The sequence below is a fragment of the Anaerococcus sp. HMSC065G05 genome, assembly GCF_001812365.1.
Taxonomy (GTDB): domain Bacteria; phylum Bacillota; class Clostridia; order Tissierellales; family Peptoniphilaceae; genus Anaerococcus; species Anaerococcus vaginalis.
Window position 1 is genome coordinate 17,632 of record NZ_KV808704.1, and the last position, 17,659, is coordinate 35,290.

23 protein-coding genes are annotated in these 17,659 nt (G+C 36.1%); 22 read left to right on the forward strand and 1 reads right to left on the reverse strand.

Annotated elements, in window-relative coordinates:
• The first annotated feature begins 5 nt into the window (after nucleotides 1-5).
• The 22 genes from HMPREF2852_RS04700 to HMPREF2852_RS04800 all read left to right on the forward strand — a co-directional run bounded on the left by HMPREF2852_RS04700 (nucleotide 6) and on the right by HMPREF2852_RS04800 (nucleotide 16,049).
• The gene (locus tag HMPREF2852_RS04700; RefSeq protein WP_070606249.1) at nucleotides 6-1,199 is read left to right on the forward strand and encodes a phage major capsid protein; all 1,194 of its coding nucleotides are present in this window, start codon (nucleotides 6-8) and stop codon (nucleotides 1,197-1,199) included.
• Nucleotides 1,200-1,218: 19 nt separating this feature from the next.
• Nucleotides 1,219-1,497 carry a head-tail connector protein gene (locus HMPREF2852_RS04705; RefSeq protein ID WP_070606250.1) on the forward strand — a complete coding sequence of 93 codons (279 nt, stop codon included), beginning with the start codon at nucleotides 1,219-1,221 and terminating at the stop codon, nucleotides 1,495-1,497.
• Nucleotides 1,497-1,829, forward strand: coding sequence for a phage head closure protein (locus tag HMPREF2852_RS04710; protein WP_070606251.1), 333 nt, complete (start codon nucleotides 1,497-1,499; stop codon nucleotides 1,827-1,829). The genes HMPREF2852_RS04705 and HMPREF2852_RS04710 overlap by 1 nt, the downstream gene beginning before the upstream one ends.
• A complete protein-coding gene (locus HMPREF2852_RS04715; RefSeq protein WP_070606253.1) occupies nucleotides 1,826-2,206 on the forward strand; it encodes an HK97-gp10 family putative phage morphogenesis protein in 381 nt (126 codons plus the stop codon). The genes HMPREF2852_RS04710 and HMPREF2852_RS04715 overlap by 4 nt, the downstream gene beginning before the upstream one ends.
• Nucleotides 2,199-2,531: a hypothetical protein gene (locus tag HMPREF2852_RS04720; protein ID WP_070606255.1), complete on the forward strand. Its 333-nt coding sequence runs from the start codon at nucleotides 2,199-2,201 to the stop codon at nucleotides 2,529-2,531. Before HMPREF2852_RS04715 ends, HMPREF2852_RS04720 begins: the two co-directional genes overlap by 8 nt.
• Entirely contained in the window at nucleotides 2,521-3,111 is a 591-nt protein-coding gene (locus tag HMPREF2852_RS04725) for a major tail protein (RefSeq protein ID WP_070606257.1), read from the forward strand. Before HMPREF2852_RS04720 ends, HMPREF2852_RS04725 begins: the two co-directional genes overlap by 11 nt.
• 11 nt (nucleotides 3,112-3,122) lie before the next feature.
• Entirely contained in the window at nucleotides 3,123-3,488 is a 366-nt protein-coding gene (locus HMPREF2852_RS04730; protein ID WP_070606259.1) for a hypothetical protein, read from the forward strand.
• Nucleotides 3,485-3,649, forward strand: a complete 165-nt coding sequence (locus HMPREF2852_RS09795; RefSeq protein WP_185953104.1) for a hypothetical protein — start codon at nucleotides 3,485-3,487, stop codon at nucleotides 3,647-3,649. The genes HMPREF2852_RS04730 and HMPREF2852_RS09795 overlap by 4 nt, the downstream gene beginning before the upstream one ends.
• A 362-nt stretch (nucleotides 3,650-4,011) precedes the next feature.
• Complete coding sequence (locus HMPREF2852_RS04735) at nucleotides 4,012-5,355, forward strand: MATE family efflux transporter (RefSeq protein ID WP_070606261.1); 1,344 nt, start codon at nucleotides 4,012-4,014, stop codon at nucleotides 5,353-5,355.
• An 81-nt stretch (nucleotides 5,356-5,436) separates the two neighbouring features.
• Nucleotides 5,437-8,262, forward strand: coding sequence for a phage tail tape measure protein (locus HMPREF2852_RS04740; protein WP_070606289.1), 2,826 nt, complete (start codon nucleotides 5,437-5,439; stop codon nucleotides 8,260-8,262).
• Between the two features lie 2 nt (nucleotides 8,263-8,264).
• Nucleotides 8,265-8,936: a hypothetical protein gene (locus HMPREF2852_RS04745; RefSeq protein WP_070606263.1), complete on the forward strand. Its 672-nt coding sequence runs from the start codon at nucleotides 8,265-8,267 to the stop codon at nucleotides 8,934-8,936.
• Complete coding sequence (locus HMPREF2852_RS04750) at nucleotides 8,937-11,762, forward strand: phage tail protein (RefSeq protein ID WP_070606265.1); 2,826 nt, start codon at nucleotides 8,937-8,939, stop codon at nucleotides 11,760-11,762.
• An 11-nt stretch (nucleotides 11,763-11,773) separates the two neighbouring features.
• Nucleotides 11,774-11,956: a hypothetical protein gene (locus tag HMPREF2852_RS04755; RefSeq protein WP_070606267.1), complete on the forward strand. Its 183-nt coding sequence runs from the start codon at nucleotides 11,774-11,776 to the stop codon at nucleotides 11,954-11,956.
• Nucleotides 11,937-12,212, forward strand: a complete 276-nt coding sequence (locus HMPREF2852_RS04760) for a toxin (protein WP_070606269.1) — start codon at nucleotides 11,937-11,939, stop codon at nucleotides 12,210-12,212. Before HMPREF2852_RS04755 ends, HMPREF2852_RS04760 begins: the two co-directional genes overlap by 20 nt.
• 11 nt (nucleotides 12,213-12,223) lie before the next feature.
• Nucleotides 12,224-12,520 (forward strand): hypothetical protein, encoded by a 297-nt coding sequence (locus HMPREF2852_RS04765; protein WP_070606271.1) that lies wholly within the window; start codon nucleotides 12,224-12,226, stop codon nucleotides 12,518-12,520.
• Nucleotides 12,520-12,732: a hypothetical protein gene (locus HMPREF2852_RS04770; RefSeq protein WP_070606273.1), complete on the forward strand. Its 213-nt coding sequence runs from the start codon at nucleotides 12,520-12,522 to the stop codon at nucleotides 12,730-12,732. The genes HMPREF2852_RS04765 and HMPREF2852_RS04770 overlap by 1 nt, the downstream gene beginning before the upstream one ends.
• Before the next feature lie 14 nt (nucleotides 12,733-12,746).
• On the forward strand, nucleotides 12,747-13,340 hold the full coding sequence (locus tag HMPREF2852_RS04775) for a hypothetical protein (RefSeq protein WP_070606274.1): 594 nt from the start codon (nucleotides 12,747-12,749) through the stop codon (nucleotides 13,338-13,340).
• A gap of 9 nt (nucleotides 13,341-13,349) precedes the next feature.
• A complete protein-coding gene (locus HMPREF2852_RS04780; protein ID WP_070606276.1) occupies nucleotides 13,350-13,874 on the forward strand; it encodes a hypothetical protein in 525 nt (174 codons plus the stop codon).
• A gap of 1 nt (nucleotide 13,875) precedes the next feature.
• Nucleotides 13,876-14,286 carry a phage holin family protein gene (locus tag HMPREF2852_RS04785; protein WP_070606277.1) on the forward strand — a complete coding sequence of 137 codons (411 nt, stop codon included), beginning with the start codon at nucleotides 13,876-13,878 and terminating at the stop codon, nucleotides 14,284-14,286.
• Nucleotides 14,279-15,265, forward strand: a complete 987-nt coding sequence (locus HMPREF2852_RS04790) for an N-acetylmuramoyl-L-alanine amidase (protein WP_070606278.1) — start codon at nucleotides 14,279-14,281, stop codon at nucleotides 15,263-15,265. Before HMPREF2852_RS04785 ends, HMPREF2852_RS04790 begins: the two co-directional genes overlap by 8 nt.
• Nucleotides 15,266-15,439: 174 nt before the next feature.
• The gene (locus tag HMPREF2852_RS04795; protein WP_070606281.1) at nucleotides 15,440-15,850 is read left to right on the forward strand and encodes a helix-turn-helix domain-containing protein; all 411 of its coding nucleotides are present in this window, start codon (nucleotides 15,440-15,442) and stop codon (nucleotides 15,848-15,850) included.
• Nucleotides 15,837-16,049 (forward strand): SHOCT domain-containing protein, encoded by a 213-nt coding sequence (locus HMPREF2852_RS04800; RefSeq protein WP_070606283.1) that lies wholly within the window; start codon nucleotides 15,837-15,839, stop codon nucleotides 16,047-16,049. Before HMPREF2852_RS04795 ends, HMPREF2852_RS04800 begins: the two co-directional genes overlap by 14 nt.
• 156 nt (nucleotides 16,050-16,205) lie before the next feature.
• On the opposite strand, the gene HMPREF2852_RS04805 is transcribed toward HMPREF2852_RS04800, so the two are convergent.
• Entirely contained in the window at nucleotides 16,206-17,378 is a 1,173-nt protein-coding gene (locus tag HMPREF2852_RS04805) for an IS110 family RNA-guided transposase (RefSeq protein WP_070606285.1), read from the reverse strand.
• Between the last annotated feature and the right edge of the window lie 281 nt (nucleotides 17,379-17,659).

Genomic DNA, 17,659 nt, shown 5'->3' on the forward strand with positions numbered 1-17,659 from the left:
ACACTATGAGTAAGATTTTAGAAATGATTGAAAAACGTAATAAGGCTTGGGAAGGTGCGAAAGCATTCCTTGATAGCAAGAGAGATAAGGATGGACTTATTTCTGAAGAAGATGCTTTAAGCTATGATGAAATGGAAAAGAAAGTCCATAACTACAGCTTAGAAATTGAGCGTCTACAGAAGATTGAGGAGATGGATAAAGAACTATCTAAGCCTCTGTCTGATGCTATCGTAACAAAACCAATGAAAGTGGATGATAATCCGGAGAAAAAGGGAAGAGCATCAGATGAATACAGAAGGGATATGCTTAAGGCAATCAGAAGTAACTTTAAGCAGGTTACAAACCTTTTGCAGGAAGGAGTGGACACTGATGGAGGATATCTTGTTCCGGAGGAATATGATAAGAGACTGATTGATGTATTAACGGAAAATAACATCATGAGAACTCTTGGAACAAAGATTACCACATCCGGACTTCATAGAATTACGGTGACTGCAACAAAACCTGCTGCTCTTTGGGTTGAAGAAGGGGGCAAGATTCCATTTGACGATGCGACATTCGGTCAGATTACCATTGATGCCTTTAAACTTGCTGTGGGTGTTAAGATTACAAATGAACTTCTATATGACAGTATGTTCCCACTTGAAAATTATATTATTGAGCAGTTTGGTAAGGCAATCGGTAATGCCGAGGAAGATGCGTTTCTTAATGGAGATGGAAAGAAAAAGCCACTTGGAATTTTCCATAAAGATGGTGGTGCAATTAGTGATGTAACAACAGCAGGAGCAACTATTTCATCTGACGATATTATCAGTCTCGTGTATGCACTTGGAAGACCATATCGTCAAAAGGCTAAATTCATTATGAATGACCAGACCATTGCCATCATTAGAAAACTGAAAGATGGTAACGGAAACTATATGTGGCAGCCTTCCATTAAAGAAGGAGAACCGGATAGACTGCTTGGTTATCCTATTTTCACATCAGCGTATGCACCTCTTGTAGAAGCGGGAAAACCTGCCATTGCATTCGGTGATTTTTCTTATTACAACATTGCAGACAGAGGAACAAGGTCTATGCAGGAACTTACGGAGCTTTATGCTGAAACGGATACGACAGGCTTTATTGCAAAGGAAAGAGTGGATGGAAAACTGATTCTTCCTGAGGCGGTTCATCTTTTAACTATTAAAGCAAAATAAAGGAAGGGGGGTGCTAGTTATGATTGTAAGTCTTGATGAAATGAAAAACTATCTGAGGGTGGATACAAGTGAAGATGATGACTTAATTAGCACCCTTATTAAGTCTTCCGAGAAGATGTGCCTTGCAATTGCAAGAAAAGATGAAGAAGAAATCATTGTTGAAAATTTTGAAGAATACAAGGTGGCAGTGCTATATGCTGCCGCCTATCTTTATGAACATAGGGAAGAGGCAGACCATCATGAGCTAACAATTACCCTTAGATCCATGTTATTTGGAGTAAGAAAGGCGGGATTTTAATGAAAGTTTCACTATTAAATGAACGCATTACTATAGAAAAAAGCAAAATTGAAGTGGATAAAATAGGAAACCATAAAAATGTGTGGAGTAAATACTACTCTTGCTATGCAACTATCAGCAGTGAAAGTCCAAAGGAACAAACAAGCAGTGGTGCTATATGGGATGAAAGCAAGATTGACTTTACCATTCGCTACAGCAAAGAAGTATCGGTCTTATCTTCCGTTGGCTATAGAGTTATTTTTCATAATGATATTTATGAAATTGAGGGCATAGACCATATGAACTTCAAGAAGAAAAGTATAAAACTTCATTGTAAGAGGTGTGAGAGATGAGCAAGATAAAAATTGATAGTCTTTCATCTGAAGTGATGAAGGAACTTGAAAAATATGCTGATGTTACAACGGAAAATGTGAAAAAAGCAGTTCAAAAAGCAGGAAAGACTGTGCGTGATGAAATAAGTGCGAATGCTCCAAGTGATACAGGTAAGTATTCTAAAAGCTGGACTGTAAAAACTGTGAGAGAAACATCTAGCAGTTTAGAGCTTGTAGTTCATTCAAAAAACAAATATCAGCTTACCCACCTTCTTGAATTTGGTCATGCAAAGCGTGGTGGAGGAAGAGTATCTGCTAGACCACATATTGCGGCAGCTGAAGAAAAGTCTGTAAAGGTATTTGAAGAAGAGATAAAGGAGGCTATTTCCAATGGATAGGTTACTTGAAATTATAAAGCATATAGGACTTCCAAATGCTTATCATCACTTTGCTGAAGGGGAATCGCCAGAGCCGCCTTTTCTTATTTATCTACTGCCAGCAAGCGATAACTTTTCAGCAGATGGAAGAGTGTATTTTAAAGCAAATGAAGTTCATATTGAAATCTATACGGATTACAAAAGTCCGAACATAGAAAAGAAAGTAGAAGCTGTGCTCGATGAGCATGGCATTTTTTATAATAAAACAGAAGTTTATATAGAGTCAGAAAAACTCTACGAAGTCTTATATATTTTCGAAATGGAGGAAGAAAATCATGGGAAATAAAGTGAAATATAACCTTAAAAATGTTCATGCATCAAAACTTAAAAAATCAAGCGAAGGGACATTTTCTTATGAAAATCCTAAAGCAATTCCAGGGGCGGTAAGTATCAGCCTTGAAGCTGAAGGAGAATCCAGTCCTTTTTATGCAGATGGTATTGTATATTTTAGGTCTACTGCCAATAACGGATATAGCGGTGACCTTGAAATTGCACTGATACCTGAATGGTTTAGAACGGAAATCTTAAAGGAAGATCTGGATAAAAACGGAGTACTTGTAGAAAAGGCGAATGTATCAGAAACAGAAAAGTTTGCACTCTTATTTGAGTTTGACGGTGATGTAAATGCAATTAGACACGTCCTATATAACTGCTCCGCATCTCGTCCGTCCATTGAATCTGAAACAAAGGAAGATACTATAGAGCCTGGAACAGAAACATTATCTCTTACAGCAGATCCAAGAGAAGATGGACTTGTAAAATCAAGAACTGGAGATACTACATCAGCAGATACTTATGCTAATTGGTATAAGAGCGTTTATATTCCACAGGCTAATTCTGAAACACCAAAGCCAGCAGGAAAATAAGGAGGGAAAATATGCTTGAGAAAACAGTAAAAGTAGGAGAGGTTGATGTAAAGTTTCGTTCATCTGCTACAATCCCTAGACTATATAGAATTAAATTTAAAAGAGATATTTTCAAAGACCTCTCAAAGCTGGAGAAAACATTCAAGGCAAATGAAGGGTCTTTTGAAATTGATGACCTTGAGATATTTGAAAATGTAGCCTACATCATGGCTTACCATGCAGATAGAAGTATTCCAGGAAACATTGATGATTGGCTTGACCAGTTTGAAATGTTTTCTATTTATGAGGTTCTTCCTGAAATTCTTGAGCTTTGGGGAGCAAATCTTGAGACAGAAGTTCAGTCTAAAAAAAACTTCCAAAAAGTAGTAGGGAAATGACAACAGCTTTATTTCTACTAAGATGCGTGGAAATAGGGATAAGCATTTCAGAACTTGATTTACTTACAATTGGAATGGTACTAGATATTTGGACTGAAAAAGCAAATGACGGAGTGAAATATAGCAAAGTGGCAGGACAAGCTGAGTTTGATAAATTTTGATTTATATAGTATAATTTATAAAAAGGAGAAAGGTATCGTAATGAGCATATATTTAAAAAATCATCCTAAGAACAAACTTAACTCTGTACAAATGAAACCGATGAAACATTGTACAGAGTATAGCAAATAGATTACATTTAAGATTTCATCGGGAAATACAAAAAATTAGGTCATTTAGTTGGCTTTATTTTTGTGTGCATTTCTCGATATATAAATAGAATGTAAAAGGCTATGGACAATGTTTTGTCTGTAGCCTTTTGTTTTATAAATTATTAAGCAAAAGGCAGATACTATTTTGTATTTATGCCTTTTTTGTTGCATAAATACAGAAAATAAAATATTGAGAAGTGGAGAAATTTTAAATGAACGAAAGTAGAATAAAAATTTTGAAAGAAGAAAATATTGATAAGGCACTTTTTAAGTTAGGTATGCCTATGGTTATCAGTTTGTTGGTAGCTGCTTTATACAATGTTGTGGATACCTATTTTGTGTCTGGACTTGGTAAAGAGGCGGTAGCTGCCGTTTCAGTTGCATTTCCAATTCAACTTATCTTTTTAGGGATAGGACTAACATTTGGTGCAGGAGCAGGCTCTTATATATCAAGGCTACTTGGAGGAAACAATAAAAAAGAAGCAAGTATTGTAGCAACAGTTGCTCTAATATCAAGTGCAATTTTAGGGATAATTATAGCTATTTTATTGTTTTGCTATTTAGATGGTGTTTTGAAATTTATGGGAGCCATCCCCTCTATTATTGAAATTTCTAAGTCGTATACAGGAATATTCATAGTAGGCGGTATTTTGGGAACGATAAATGTAACACTTGGGAATTTAGCCGTTGCACAAGGAGCTGCTAAAATTTCCTTAAAGGCTATGATTGTAGGCTCTATATCAAATATGATTTTAGATCCGATATTCATATTCGGACTTAATTTAGGAGTGAGAGGTGCAGCTATTGCGACACTCATAGCCAGAGTGATAACCAGTCTAATGTATCTCATTTACTTTGTAGGAGATAAAAATTTAATTGAGATAAAGTTACCTAACTTTAAACCAACAGTTGCAATTTATAAGGAGATATTAAAGATAGGTATCTCCATGTTAATACTTCAAATTCTACAAACAATATCTATCAGCAAAATATCTTATGCAGCGTCCTTTTATGGAGAAGAAGCAATAGCTGCAATGGGTATTGTTCTTAGAATTGTAACATTAGGAACAAATGTTGTATTTGGATATATGAAAGGATTGCAACCATTAGCTGGATTTAATTATGGAGCTAAGAATTATGGAAGAGTGAGAGAAGCTATAAAGGCAAGTATTAAATGGACAAATGTATTTTGTGTAGCGTGGACTGTGATAGTTTATATATTTGCACCAAGTATATTATCTATATTTGGGACTGATGAAAATGTATTAAATATAGCAGTACCGGCATTACGAGCAGCTGTAATTATGTTTATAACATTTGGATTTCAGTTTACTTACTCTACCTTGTATTTGTCTACAGGAAAGGCATTAGGGGGAGTATTTCTAAATTCATTGCGACAAGGGATTGTGTTTATCCCTATCATTTTATTGTTGCCTAAATTTATGGGATTAAATGGTGTTATATATGCTCAAACAATTTCAGATTTAATAACAACAATCATCACAATTCCTTTTGCTATTAGTGTGAATAAGAGTTTAAAAAATTTTATAATCTAAGATCATAAAATATTTAAGATAAGGCATCTACAAAAGGTAGGTGTCTTTTTTATGCCAATTTTTAAGAAAGGAGGGGTTACAGTGGCTAATAGAATAAAAGGTATTACTGTTGAGATTGGTGGAGATACTACTGGTCTTGATAAAGCCTTAAAAGGTGTAAACTCTACTATAAAAAGCACTCAGTCACAGCTTCGTGATGTAAATAGACTATTAAAACTTGATCCTTCCAATGCAAAGCTGCTTGCTCAAAAACAGCAGTTACTGCAAAAAGAAATCTCTGAAACAAGCGAAAAGCTAAATGCCTTAAAAGAGGCAGATAAGCAGGCAAAAGTACAGCTTGAAAATGGGGAACTTGGACAAGATAAGTATGATGCCCTTCAAAGAGAAATCATCGAAACAGAAAATAATCTAAAGTCCCTTCAGGAAGAAGCAAAGAAAGTACCATCTGCATTATCTGTTTCTATAAAAGAGGCAGGGGATAAGATTAAGGAAGTTGGAGATAAAACTACTGAAGTTGGTAAAGGTCTATCTACGCATATAACAGCACCTATCGTAGCGATGGGTGCTGCTTCTTTAAAGGCATTTAATGATGTTGATGCTGGTATGGATATAATTGTCCAAAAAACAGGTGCATCTGGTAAGGCATTAGAAGAAATGCAAACCAGTATGAAGAACCTTGCGACTTCAATTCCTACAGATTTTGAAACAGCAGGTGCTGCTATTGGTGAAGTAAATACTAGATTTGGCCTTACTGGTAAGAAACTTGAGGATTTATCTGGTAAGTTCATTAAGTTTGCTCAGCTTAATAATACAGATGTTTCCACTGCTATTGATAATACGCAGAAGATCATATCTGCTTTTGGTCTTAAAGCAGAAGATGCAGGAGCTTTACTTGATACCATGAATGCTGTGGGACAAAGAACCGGCATCAGTATGGATACTCTTGCGAGGAGCATGGTGACAAACTCTGCAGCACTTCAGCAACTTGGCTTTTCTGCAAGTGATGCAGCAAATTTCCTTGGTAATGTTGAAATGTCTGGTGCAGATACATCACAGGTAATGACAGGACTTACAAAGGCACTTGCTAATGCTACAGCAAATGGAAAGCCTATGAAAGAGGCACTAAAAGAAATCCAAGACAGCATGGTGAATGCTAGTAGTGAAACGGAAGGACTACAAGCTGCTTATGAACTCTTTGGTAAAAGAGCAGGCGGGGCAATTTATCAAGCTTGTAAGAATGGTTCACTATCTTTTGAGGAACTTGGGACATCACTAAAGGACAATATCGGGAATGTAGATTCAACCTTTAATGAAACCTTAGATCCAATCGATAAGTTTCAGACCTCTCTTAATAGCTTAAAGATAGTAGGTGCTGATGTCGGCAACTCTCTTATGAGCGTTCTTGCACCGATGCTTACCAAATTTTCTGAGATGATGAAATCCTTAAATGAAAGGTGGAATAGTCTATCTCCTGGTATGCAAGATGCCATTGTAAAAATTGCTCTTATTGCTGCAACTGTAGGACCTGTTTTAGTAGTCATAGGAAAAGTCATCACAGCAGTTGGAACCATTACATCTGCATTTGGCGGACTTATAGGACTACTTGGAGGAACAGCCACCGCAACTACAGCAGTGGGCGTTGCAGGAGGAGCAAGTGCAGCAGGAACAGCAGCCGCAGGTACTGCCGCTGGTGGGGCAGCAGTTGGCTTTGGAGCACTTAATGTTTCACTTCTTCCAATTATAGGAATTATTGCAGCTATCATAGCAGCAGTAGTGGCCATCATTGCCATTATAAAAAATTGGGGTGCTATTACAGAGTGGTTCAAAGGCTTATGGGAAACAGTATCCACTGCAATTATGAGTATTTGGCAGACTATATCAAACTTTTTTAAAGGAATATGGGAAGGTTTAGTTAGTATCTTCACTACAGTTTGGGAAACCATAAAAAATGTTCTTACTGTAGCATTGATGTTTATCGTAGAGCTTATTAAAGGCTACTTTGAACTGATCACACTTCCCTTTAGATTTATTTGGGAAAACTGTAAAGAAACTATTATAGCTGTGTGGGAGGCAATAAAGACGGTAGTAATGACGGTCTTAAATACGATTAGTTCCTTTATTTCTACTGTCATGAATGCCATAAAAACAGTCATTACAACTGTATGGAATGCAATTAGTACTACGATTTCAACAGTCCTTAATGCTATCAAAACTGTGATTACTACAATCTTTAATGCAATAAAATCAGTTGTAACAAATGTATGGAACGTAATCAAAAATGTAATTGGATCTGTGGTAGATGGGATAAAGTCAAAGGTATCATCGGTATTTAATGCGGTATCAAGTACAGTAAGTTCTATATTTAATGGAATCAAAAATACAGCCGTTTCCATTTGGAATGGTATAAAGAGTGCCATTGTTACACCAATCGAGGCTGCAAAAAATAAGGTTAAAAATGTGGTAGATGCGATTAAAGGTTTCTTTGCTGGTATCAGCTTAAAACTACCACATATTAAACTGCCTCATTTTAGCATTAGTGGACATTTCTCTTTAGCACCACCATCTGTACCACATCTATCTATTGATTGGTATAAGAAGGCTATGAATAAGCCAATGCTCTTAAATGGAGCAACTATCTTTGGAAGTAAAGGCGGACATCTTCTTGGAGGCGGAGAGGCAGGACCGGAAGTAATTATGGGACTTGATACTCTTCAGAATATGACAGCTGGAGCAAACGGAGATTTACTAAGCGTTATGAATAGAGTGCTTGCCATCATGGATACATATTTTCCTAAGTTCTCTGAAACAAGTATTGTACTTGACTCTGGAGAGCTTGTTGGAGGAATTGCACCGCAGATGGATATGGCACTAGGGAAATTACAAAATAGAAAGGCAAGAGGGTGGTAAGAATGTACGGAATGAAAATAGGAGAGTTTCATAGTTATAAAGACTTTGGACTTGTTCCAACAAGTAAGCCGGTTGTTAACTTACCATCACCAAAGCTAGAGTATCTTGATATACCGGGAAGACAAGGTGAAATTGATATAACGGAAAGCCTTACAGGCGAAGTGATTTATGAAATGAGAACAGGATCATTTGAATTTATTGTTTCAGACATAGAAAAGTGGCAGGAGGTTTATAGGAAACTACTAAGTACAGTTCATGGTAAAAAGACAAAGCTAGTACTTGATACAGAAAAAGACTATGTATATTTAGGAAGAATATGGGTGAGTGAGTTTAAATCAGATAAAAATTATTCTCTGATTACTTTGGATTATAAGCTTGATCCATATAAGTATAGGTTAGGGGATTTGAAAAATGGTGAGTTTACACATAGGATTGATGGCATTTCTATTACAAGTAGTAAGACCATAACGCTTACCTTTGATTCAGATATGACCATAGTTCCTGAATTTCATAACAGAACAGAAAATGTTCTAACCTTAAACTTTGAAGGAAAGAAGTTTACATTATCTAAGGGTATGAGCAGGTTTCCCGAAGTTAGAGGAAGAAAGAACTTAGTGCTTACCTTTACAGGTAATAGTACATTAGATATTTCATACAAGAGGGGGTGGCTATAAGTGTACAAAATTGTGATGGATGGAAATACCATCTATTATCCTGGCGATGAGAAGGCAGTTTTAATTAGTTCTACACTGAATTTGGAACTAAATACTGCTGGAACTCTTATCTTTATATGCCCGCCTAAAAATCCATACTATGAAAAAATCTATAACAGAAAATCCATTGTCAGCGTATACCGAGATGAAAGAGAAATCTTTATCGGTGAAGTAAGAGAACAGACAAAAGACCTACGAGGAAATAAGAAAGTCCAGTGCGTAGGTCTTTTATCATATCTGGCTGATAGCATCCAGTCACAAATGGAATATCATAATCAAACTCCATACCAGCTACTATCAAAGTTTTTAGAGATTCATAACGAAAAAGTGGATGAAAGAAAAAGAATAAAGCTTGGAAGAGTGACCATTACCGATCCAAATGACTCTTTATATCGCTACACCAATTATGAAACAACTCTCGAAGCTATTATGACAAAGATGGTAGAAAAGCTTGGTGGCTATTTGAAACTAAGAAGAGAAGGAACTCACTTAATCCTTGATTATTTAAGACTTGAAGAAATGGGAAAAGATACAGATCAGAGCATAGAGTTTGGACTTAATCTTCTTGATTATACGGAGGACTTATCTGCAGAAGATGTGGCAACAGCCATCATTCCACTTGGTAAGGAAATAGAAGGTGATGCTAATGCTGTTCTAAAACAATATACAGATATTACATCAGTAAATGATGGTAAGAACTATCTTGTTTCTAAAGAGGCACTTACTGAATTTGGGTGGGTTTGTAAGGTAATACGCTGGGATGATGTGACTGTTCCTGCAAATCTTTTAAGAAAAGGGGCAGAGTGGCTTAAGGATAATCAGTTTGAAATGGTAGAGCTAAACCTTTCAGCTGTTGATTTATCAGAGTTTGGAATCGCTACAGAAACTATCGAATGTGGAGATAGGGTAAGGTGCAGAGCCTATCCATTTGGAATGGATAGAATTTTTCCCGTTATGAAACAGACCATTCCACTGCAAAAGCCTGGTGAAATCAAGGTGGTGCTTGGAAGTAATCAGAGTAAAGGCTATATCCAAAGTTCTCAAGATGCAGTAAGACAAATAAAAGAAGAAGGCCTTGTTACAAGAAAAATAGATAATGAAAGAGTCCAAAGTGCCATTGATAATTTAAAAGCTCAAATGAATACAGGTACTGGCGGATATAAGCTGACGGAATATGATTCTTCTGGTAGATGGCTTAGAGACTTATATATGGACACGATGGACAAAGACACAGCCACAAAAGTTCTTCAGATAAATATGAACGGTATTGGTGCAAGTCATAATGGATATAAGGGTCCATATGCTGTAGGCATGACACTTGATGGGATGATTTATGGTGAAAGAATAATGAGTCACTCCATTGATGCTGAAAAGCTATCAGTTTCCTATACCTCGCAAGTGGAAAGGCAGATTCTTGATTCAAAGAAAGAGGCCATATCTGATACAGATAAGAAGTTAAAAAGCTACTATACAATCAATGAAGTGAATACAAAGTTTTCTGCTACGGATAAAAAGATTGAGGCAAGTGTAGAAACTGTTAATCAAAAGCTTGAGCAGAAAAATGGCAATTATTACGGCACCTATGTTCCTAATTATTCAAGAGCACCAACCAATAGCTGGAATAGTGATAGATTAAGGCTTACCCATGTTGGTGATTTTTTCTATGATACAACAACGGGATATGCGTATAGATATATTGTGAAAAAGCAAGGATTAGAGCTTAAATTCAATGCAAGTTCTAGGACAGAAAGTGAACGATATGACTGGGTTGAAATATTCTATGAACTTGATGGAAAGACATATGCACTTCCAAGATGTGGTGGAATAAGTATAGCGGGTCAAACGGTATTTATTCCATCAGATAAGTTTTGGCTTTACTGGAGGTGTGACGGCTCCGGTCATGATTATTATGGTTTTAAGATTGATTCTATAAAGAAAGCTGATTCTAATCAAGAAATTATAGGAAGTGAATCTACTTTGCCAACAGATGCAGGTGATGCGGTCTTACTTTTAGGTTCGTCTTATCCAGAGTCAGAACACTCGCCATACAAAGATGGAACTAGAAAACTATGGAATTACTCATCAACTGAGAGCATTAGTTCTTCTCTATCTTTTGACTGGATAAGAGTTGTGGACAAGGATATAAGTGCAGCTAAAGAAAAGGCAGAAACAGCAATATCAAAAATATCTGTTGTGGAAGGCTCTATCTCATCAATGGTAAAAAAAGGTGAGTTTGGTACTTTTATGAGACAAAACTATAACAGTTTTTTACTTGGTTTTAATGGTGCTAGTAGATATGTACAGATTACTGCAGGAGAGATTGGACTATATAACGGTTCAATTGATAGCAGTAATAAAAGAGCAGTCTTTGATGAAAACGGCAATCACTTTTATCGTGATGGAAAGTACATCGGAAAGATTGGTACAAATGTCTGGAGTGGTAACAGCTCCCATAAAGGCTTAGTTTTTGACCTTGATAGCGAAGGAAAATATATGGCATTTTCTCAAGAAGAATCTGCTAATGCTGGAAGTTACACTACAATGCTTTGCTTTTCCAGATCTAACAGTATTTATAGCCAGTATGGAGTTCATCTTGGCTGTAACCTTTATGCACATGGATTTAAGATTGTAGATCCACAGTGGGAAACAGGATTTGGAGTGAATGCCACAATTAACTTTGTACAGATACTTGATATGAATTCAGATGGTACTGTATCTAGATGGGGTTCAAATGGACGTATGGTTTTTAAAGATGGTGTATTAATGGATTTAAATTATTATGGTTAGGAGGATGTAAAATGGCAGAACTAATTATTAACACAAATGAAGTAGTCATCAATGAAGGAACTTTAAAAAAGGATATTATGACCAAGAAAGAAGTAAAGGACGATAAAAATACATTACTTCTTGAAGAAATCAATCACAAATTGGACTTACTACTTAAAGACAAGGAGGAATCTCATGGAGAAGCCAACCATTAATTATGCCCTTGCCTACCAGAAGTTTCGAGGGGAGTTAAGTTCTACTATATCAGCTTTGCAACAAAAAATACCCATTCCAACTTATATGGTTGAGGGGATATTATCTGGCATACTTGCTGATGTAAGATCTGCAGTAATCACAGAAAATTCTCTTGAAGTGGAGGCTTTTAGAGAAAGCATTGATAAATATTATGAAGATAGAGAAAAAGAACTTAATGATGAAATCTTAAAACTAAAGGCAAAAGATGAAACGTAGGAGGAATGCCTATGTACCGAGGAACAACGCCAATAAATATATTTAGGACAGATGTGGATTTAACTAATGCATCTGTCCTTTTTATTACCTATAAGCAAAATGGCAAGGTCGTATTAGAGAAGAGTATTGATGAAGTGAAAATACAAAAGAATATTGTATCTGTTTATCTATCTCAGAAAGACACGCTAATTTTTACAGAGGGAATTGTGACAATCCAAATAAGAGCAAAGTTTTCTGATGGAAGTGCAATAGCATCCGCTTTAATACGAACCAGCACATATGAAATTTTAAAGGATGGTGAAATTTAGTGGCAGAAATTACGACAAGCTTTAAAAGAGATGCACCGATGGATGCATCATTTGAAACAATTATTAGAGTATCAGACGCACCAGCTTCTGATTATAACAACTTAATCAATCAGCCAAAGATAAATGAAGTGAAGCTGATTGGCAATAGAACCCTAGAAGAACTAGGGTTAAACACAATATCAAATATTGAACTGGAAGAATTACTTAAATAACAGGAGGAAGAAAAATGCAGGCAAAATATTTAGATAACAATGGACTTTTATATGTTTGGAAAAAACTAAAGGACACCTTTGTCAAAAAGGGTGAAATTGATAAGGTGAAAAATTCAATTCCAAAGAATGTGACAGAGCTTTTGGATGCTGAAAACTATGCGCTGAAATCTGCTATTCCAACCAAGGTAGAGAGCCTTACAGATGCAGGTGATTATGCTAAGAAATCAGAAATCCCTCATAGCGTTGAAGGTATGGAAGGTATAGATGCATATGCTAAAGTAACGGCTATTCCGAAGAAGGTAGCAGAACTTGAAGATGCTATGGACTTTGTAAAGAAAGCAGAGCTTACTGAAGAAGTGAAAGGGCTTATTGGTAATGTAAAATCTATCGAATTTTCTGTGGTAGAGGAACTTCCAACCAGTGGAGAACAGGCAATTATCTATCTTGTTTCTAATAATAAGGGAGATAACGATGCTTATGATGAATACATCTTTGTCAATGGTAAATTTGAAAAGATTGGTACTACATCAGTCGATCTTAGTGGTTACCTAAAGACTACAGATATTACAAGTATAACAAATGAAGAGATTGATGCTCTTTTTGTATAGGTGATATATATGGCTAAGAAGTTTTTAACTAAAGAAGGTTTAGACAGGTTCTTTGCCAAACTTAAAGGAAAATTTGCACCGATTGATAGCCCTGCCTTTAAAGGAAATCCGACAGTAGAAACACCAGACTATGAACCAAATTCTAAAGGAAAAGAAGTAATTAACAGAGAGTATTTTGCAAGAGCAAACCGCTCTATATTTGAGGAGTTTGAACTGAAGATAACACCGGTTGTTCTAATTTTCTCTATAAAGCCGAACGAGTGGAAATTAGAAGATGGGATCTACTACTATGACAAAATAAAGGAGCACCTTCAACTACAAGAAATAGAAGATCATATCCGTATTGCATCTTTTATTAAGATTGATGATGAAAAAGGGAGTGATGTCATCCGTGAGTTGGGGCTTGTTTTTAGGTTGGAAATTGATGAAAAAATGCGAATTCGTTTTTATGGCGATAAGCCTGAAATGGAAATACCCGTTATTGTCACGGCAATTAGGGCAGTTGATTTAAGTATGATATTAGGAGGAATGTAGTATGAAAGAATTATGGAATATGTGCCAGCTTGCCTTTACGGCAGTTGGCGGATGGCTTGGATATTTTTTAGGCGGGTGTGATGGACTTATCATTGCACTCGTTTTATTTGTAGTCATTGATTACATCACAGGGGTGATGTGTGCTGTGGTAGATAGGAAGTTATCCAGTGCAGTAGGATTTAAAGGCATCTTTAGAAAGGTGCTTATTTTTATGCTTGTTGGTATTGCCAACATCATTGATGTGCAGGTGATTAAGTCTGGAAGTGTACTAAGAACCGCAGTGGTTTTCTTTTACCTTTCAAATGAGGGTCTATCACTTATTGAAAACTCTGTTCATCTAGGACTACCTGTTCCTGAAAAGCTAAAGGCAGTATTAAAGCAGCTAAACGACAAGGAGGACAATCATGAGTAACAGTTCATTAGTTAGTATAGTAAATTACAGCCCAAACCATAGTGGACGAAGAAATCAGCCCATTACAAAAATTGCTATTCATCATACAGCTGGCGCTGTGAGTGCAGCAACTATCGGTCAAATTTTTAAGCCAACTTCAAGACAGGCATCGTGTAATTATGGAATCGGAAATGATAACAAAATCGTTTTATGTGTAGACGAGAGTAACCGCTCTTGGTGTACATCATCTTCTTGGTGTGATAACAGAGCCATCACTATTGAAGTAGCCAATTCAAGTAACGGAGGCAATTGGCCAGTAAGCGATAGAGTTCTTGCTACCTTGATTGATTTAGTTACGGATATTTGCAGAAGAAATGGCATCAAGAATTGTACCTATACAGGTGGAAAAGATGGCGTATTACAAAAACATGAGTGGTATGCCAATACCAACTGTCCAGGACCTTATCTTGGCAGTAAATTTTCATATATTGCAAGCGAGGTAAATAAAAGACTTCATGGAGGAAGTACAAGTCCATCTGTGGCACAAGGCTCATCTTTATATAGGGTGAGAAAGTCATGGTCTGATGCAAAGAGTCAAAAGGGTGCATTTAGAAACTTTGAAAATGCTAAGAAGTGTGCCAATGCAAATCCAGGATATTCTGTCTATGATGCAAATGGTAGATCTGTATATCCGGTAGCAAGTGCTTCATCTAAATCTGTAGATAATTTAGCTAGAGAGGTGCTTGCAGGAAACTGGGGTAATGGACAGGACAGAGTAAACCGTCTTACATCTGCAGGCTATGATTACAATGCTGTTCAAAATAGAGTAAATGAAATCCTATATGGAAGTGCAAGTAAACCTGCTGGAAAATCCATTGACACCCTAGCTCGTGAAGTTATCCGAGGTGATTGGGGTAATGGTCAAGATAGAAAAAACAGACTTGAAAGAGCTGGATATGACTATCATGCAGTACAAAGACGAGTAAATGAAATTTTATAAGTAGTGAAATGATCCTGGAGGTTATTCCTTAACTGGAATAATCCTCAGGCTTTTTTTATTTTGGGTTTACTATCCTCTCTTTTCTTTTGCCTGTGATTTGTAGGGAGAAGATTTTACATTAAGTCGGACAAATCGTTTTGAAACTCCCTTAGCCAGTGAGAAGGGAGTAGACCGATGAAATTAGAAGAAAAAGAAAAGATAAAGATTTTAAGAGAAAAGGGACTTGGATATACGGCGATAGCAAAAGAGATAAATATTTCTGTAAATACCATCAAAAGTTACTGTAAGCGTCATGGCCTTGGTGGAACTAAAACTTGTGATGAGGATACATCTCTCTGTGAGTATTGTGGCAAACCTGTCATACAAAAACTGGGGAGAAAAAAGAAAAGATTTTGTTCAGATAAATGCAGAAATAACTGGTGGAATAAAAATAGAGAGTTAGTAAGTAAGAAAGCCAACTATGAATGTACCTGCGTTAGCTGCGGTAAGATTTTTATCTCTTATGGAAATAAGAATCGTAAGTATTGTAGCCATAGCTGCTATATCTATGACAGGTTTGGAGGTGAGTGCCATGAAGATAACTAGCAATAATCAAATTAGATCTGATACACCATCAAGGGAATTTACAGAAGAAAAAATGCAAAAGGACTTTGAATATGAAGTGGCACAAATGCTGACAAAGAGACTAGTAGATAATGGATTAATTTCAGAAGATGAAGCGGTGCAGATTAGTGAGCTTAATAAGCTCCATTTTGAGCCGTTTTATAAGGAAATACTGGATTAATAACTTGATAAATAGTGTCTTTAGAGTCTAACTATTAAAAGTCAAGTATTAGAAGAAAAATTTATGATAAAATTTGAAAAATGGTATGATGTGTTTTTTTGCACAACAAATAGACATCCATAGGATGTCAAAAAAATGATATGAAATGAGTATGATTTATGCAATTCTGTATATGGTGCCATTAGTTTCCATGGAATAGAGTAATCTTACAAGGCGTTTTGTAGCATGGGAAATGGCCACATTGTAATGTTTCCCTTCAGATTTTTTCTTTGATAAGTATTTGGAAAAATCTTGTGAGTAATGGCACACATATTTTGTAACATTAAACAAGGCGTACCTAAGGTATCGTGAACCACGTTTTTCCATATGGGAATAGCTGTTAGTAAGTTTTCCGGATTGATAGGTTGATGGAGACATTCCAGCATATGCCAAAATCTTATCTGGATTATCGAAATTACTAAAATCTCCTACTTCTGCAAGAATCATAGCAGCCATTTGAGTACCAATACCAGGAACAGTTGTAATAGTTGAATCAATTTCTTGCATAATTTTTGAAATAGAGGCTTCAACTTCATGAATTTCATCATCAAGAATCTTTAAAAGATTTATAGTATGTTTTAATTCTAAAGACTTAGCCTGTAAGGCTGATCCAATAGATTCTTTAGCGAGATTGCGAATCTTTATAGCGTACTCTTTTCCAAAGCGCCCTCTTGATGAGTTCATTAAAACATTAGTCAATCGAGTAAGATGAGCAGTGGCTAGATAGGATGCACCTGGAAATTCTTCTAGAATTGCATATATCGATGCAATATGAATGCATGAGACTATTTGAGTAAGCTCCGGAAAGAGAATAGTAACAAGCCTGGAAATTGAAGATTTAAGTTTAGAACGCTCTTGAACTTTAGTAAATCGATACCTTGTAAGCGATTTTAGATTTTCCCTATGGTATGATGATATGGAGTAGGGCTTTAAGCTTGAATCGGTCAAAAGCATAAGTGCAATAGTTCTTGAATCAATTCTGTCTGTTTTAGTCTTTCTAAGACTTTGACTTTTACGATAAAGATTAGTGTGTAAAGGATTGATTACATAAGCGGTGAGATGTTTATCAAGCAGATATTTTAGAATGTTGTAACTGTAGTGTCCGGTGGCTTCCAGTCCTACTTTTACTTTTGTAATATCTGTCGTAAATGAAGAAATTTGCTCATAGAGATAGTCATATCCGTCACGATTATTTGGGATAGTAAAAACATCATTTAGAATTTCTCCATCAGTATTAATGATATAACAGTCATGTTTATCTTTTGCTACATCAATGCCAACTAAAATCATAATAGTCCTCCTTGTATTATTTGATACTGTTCCTATCCACAGGACTCCTTGCGTTTGTAAACTCGTTCTACATAAACCGTCAAGCGGTATCTAACTGATTAACAATTTTACAAAGAGACTGTGGTTGGAAACTCTAAAAAACCATCTGTGTGGTAGTGATATGTATAACCAATCCACAGTATCTAAGAACAGTATACAGCATGGGTATAACCCGCTCATAAAGATTAATTACTTGACTTACTTAATAATACGAGTGATATATAGTACTGACCAAAAAGGAG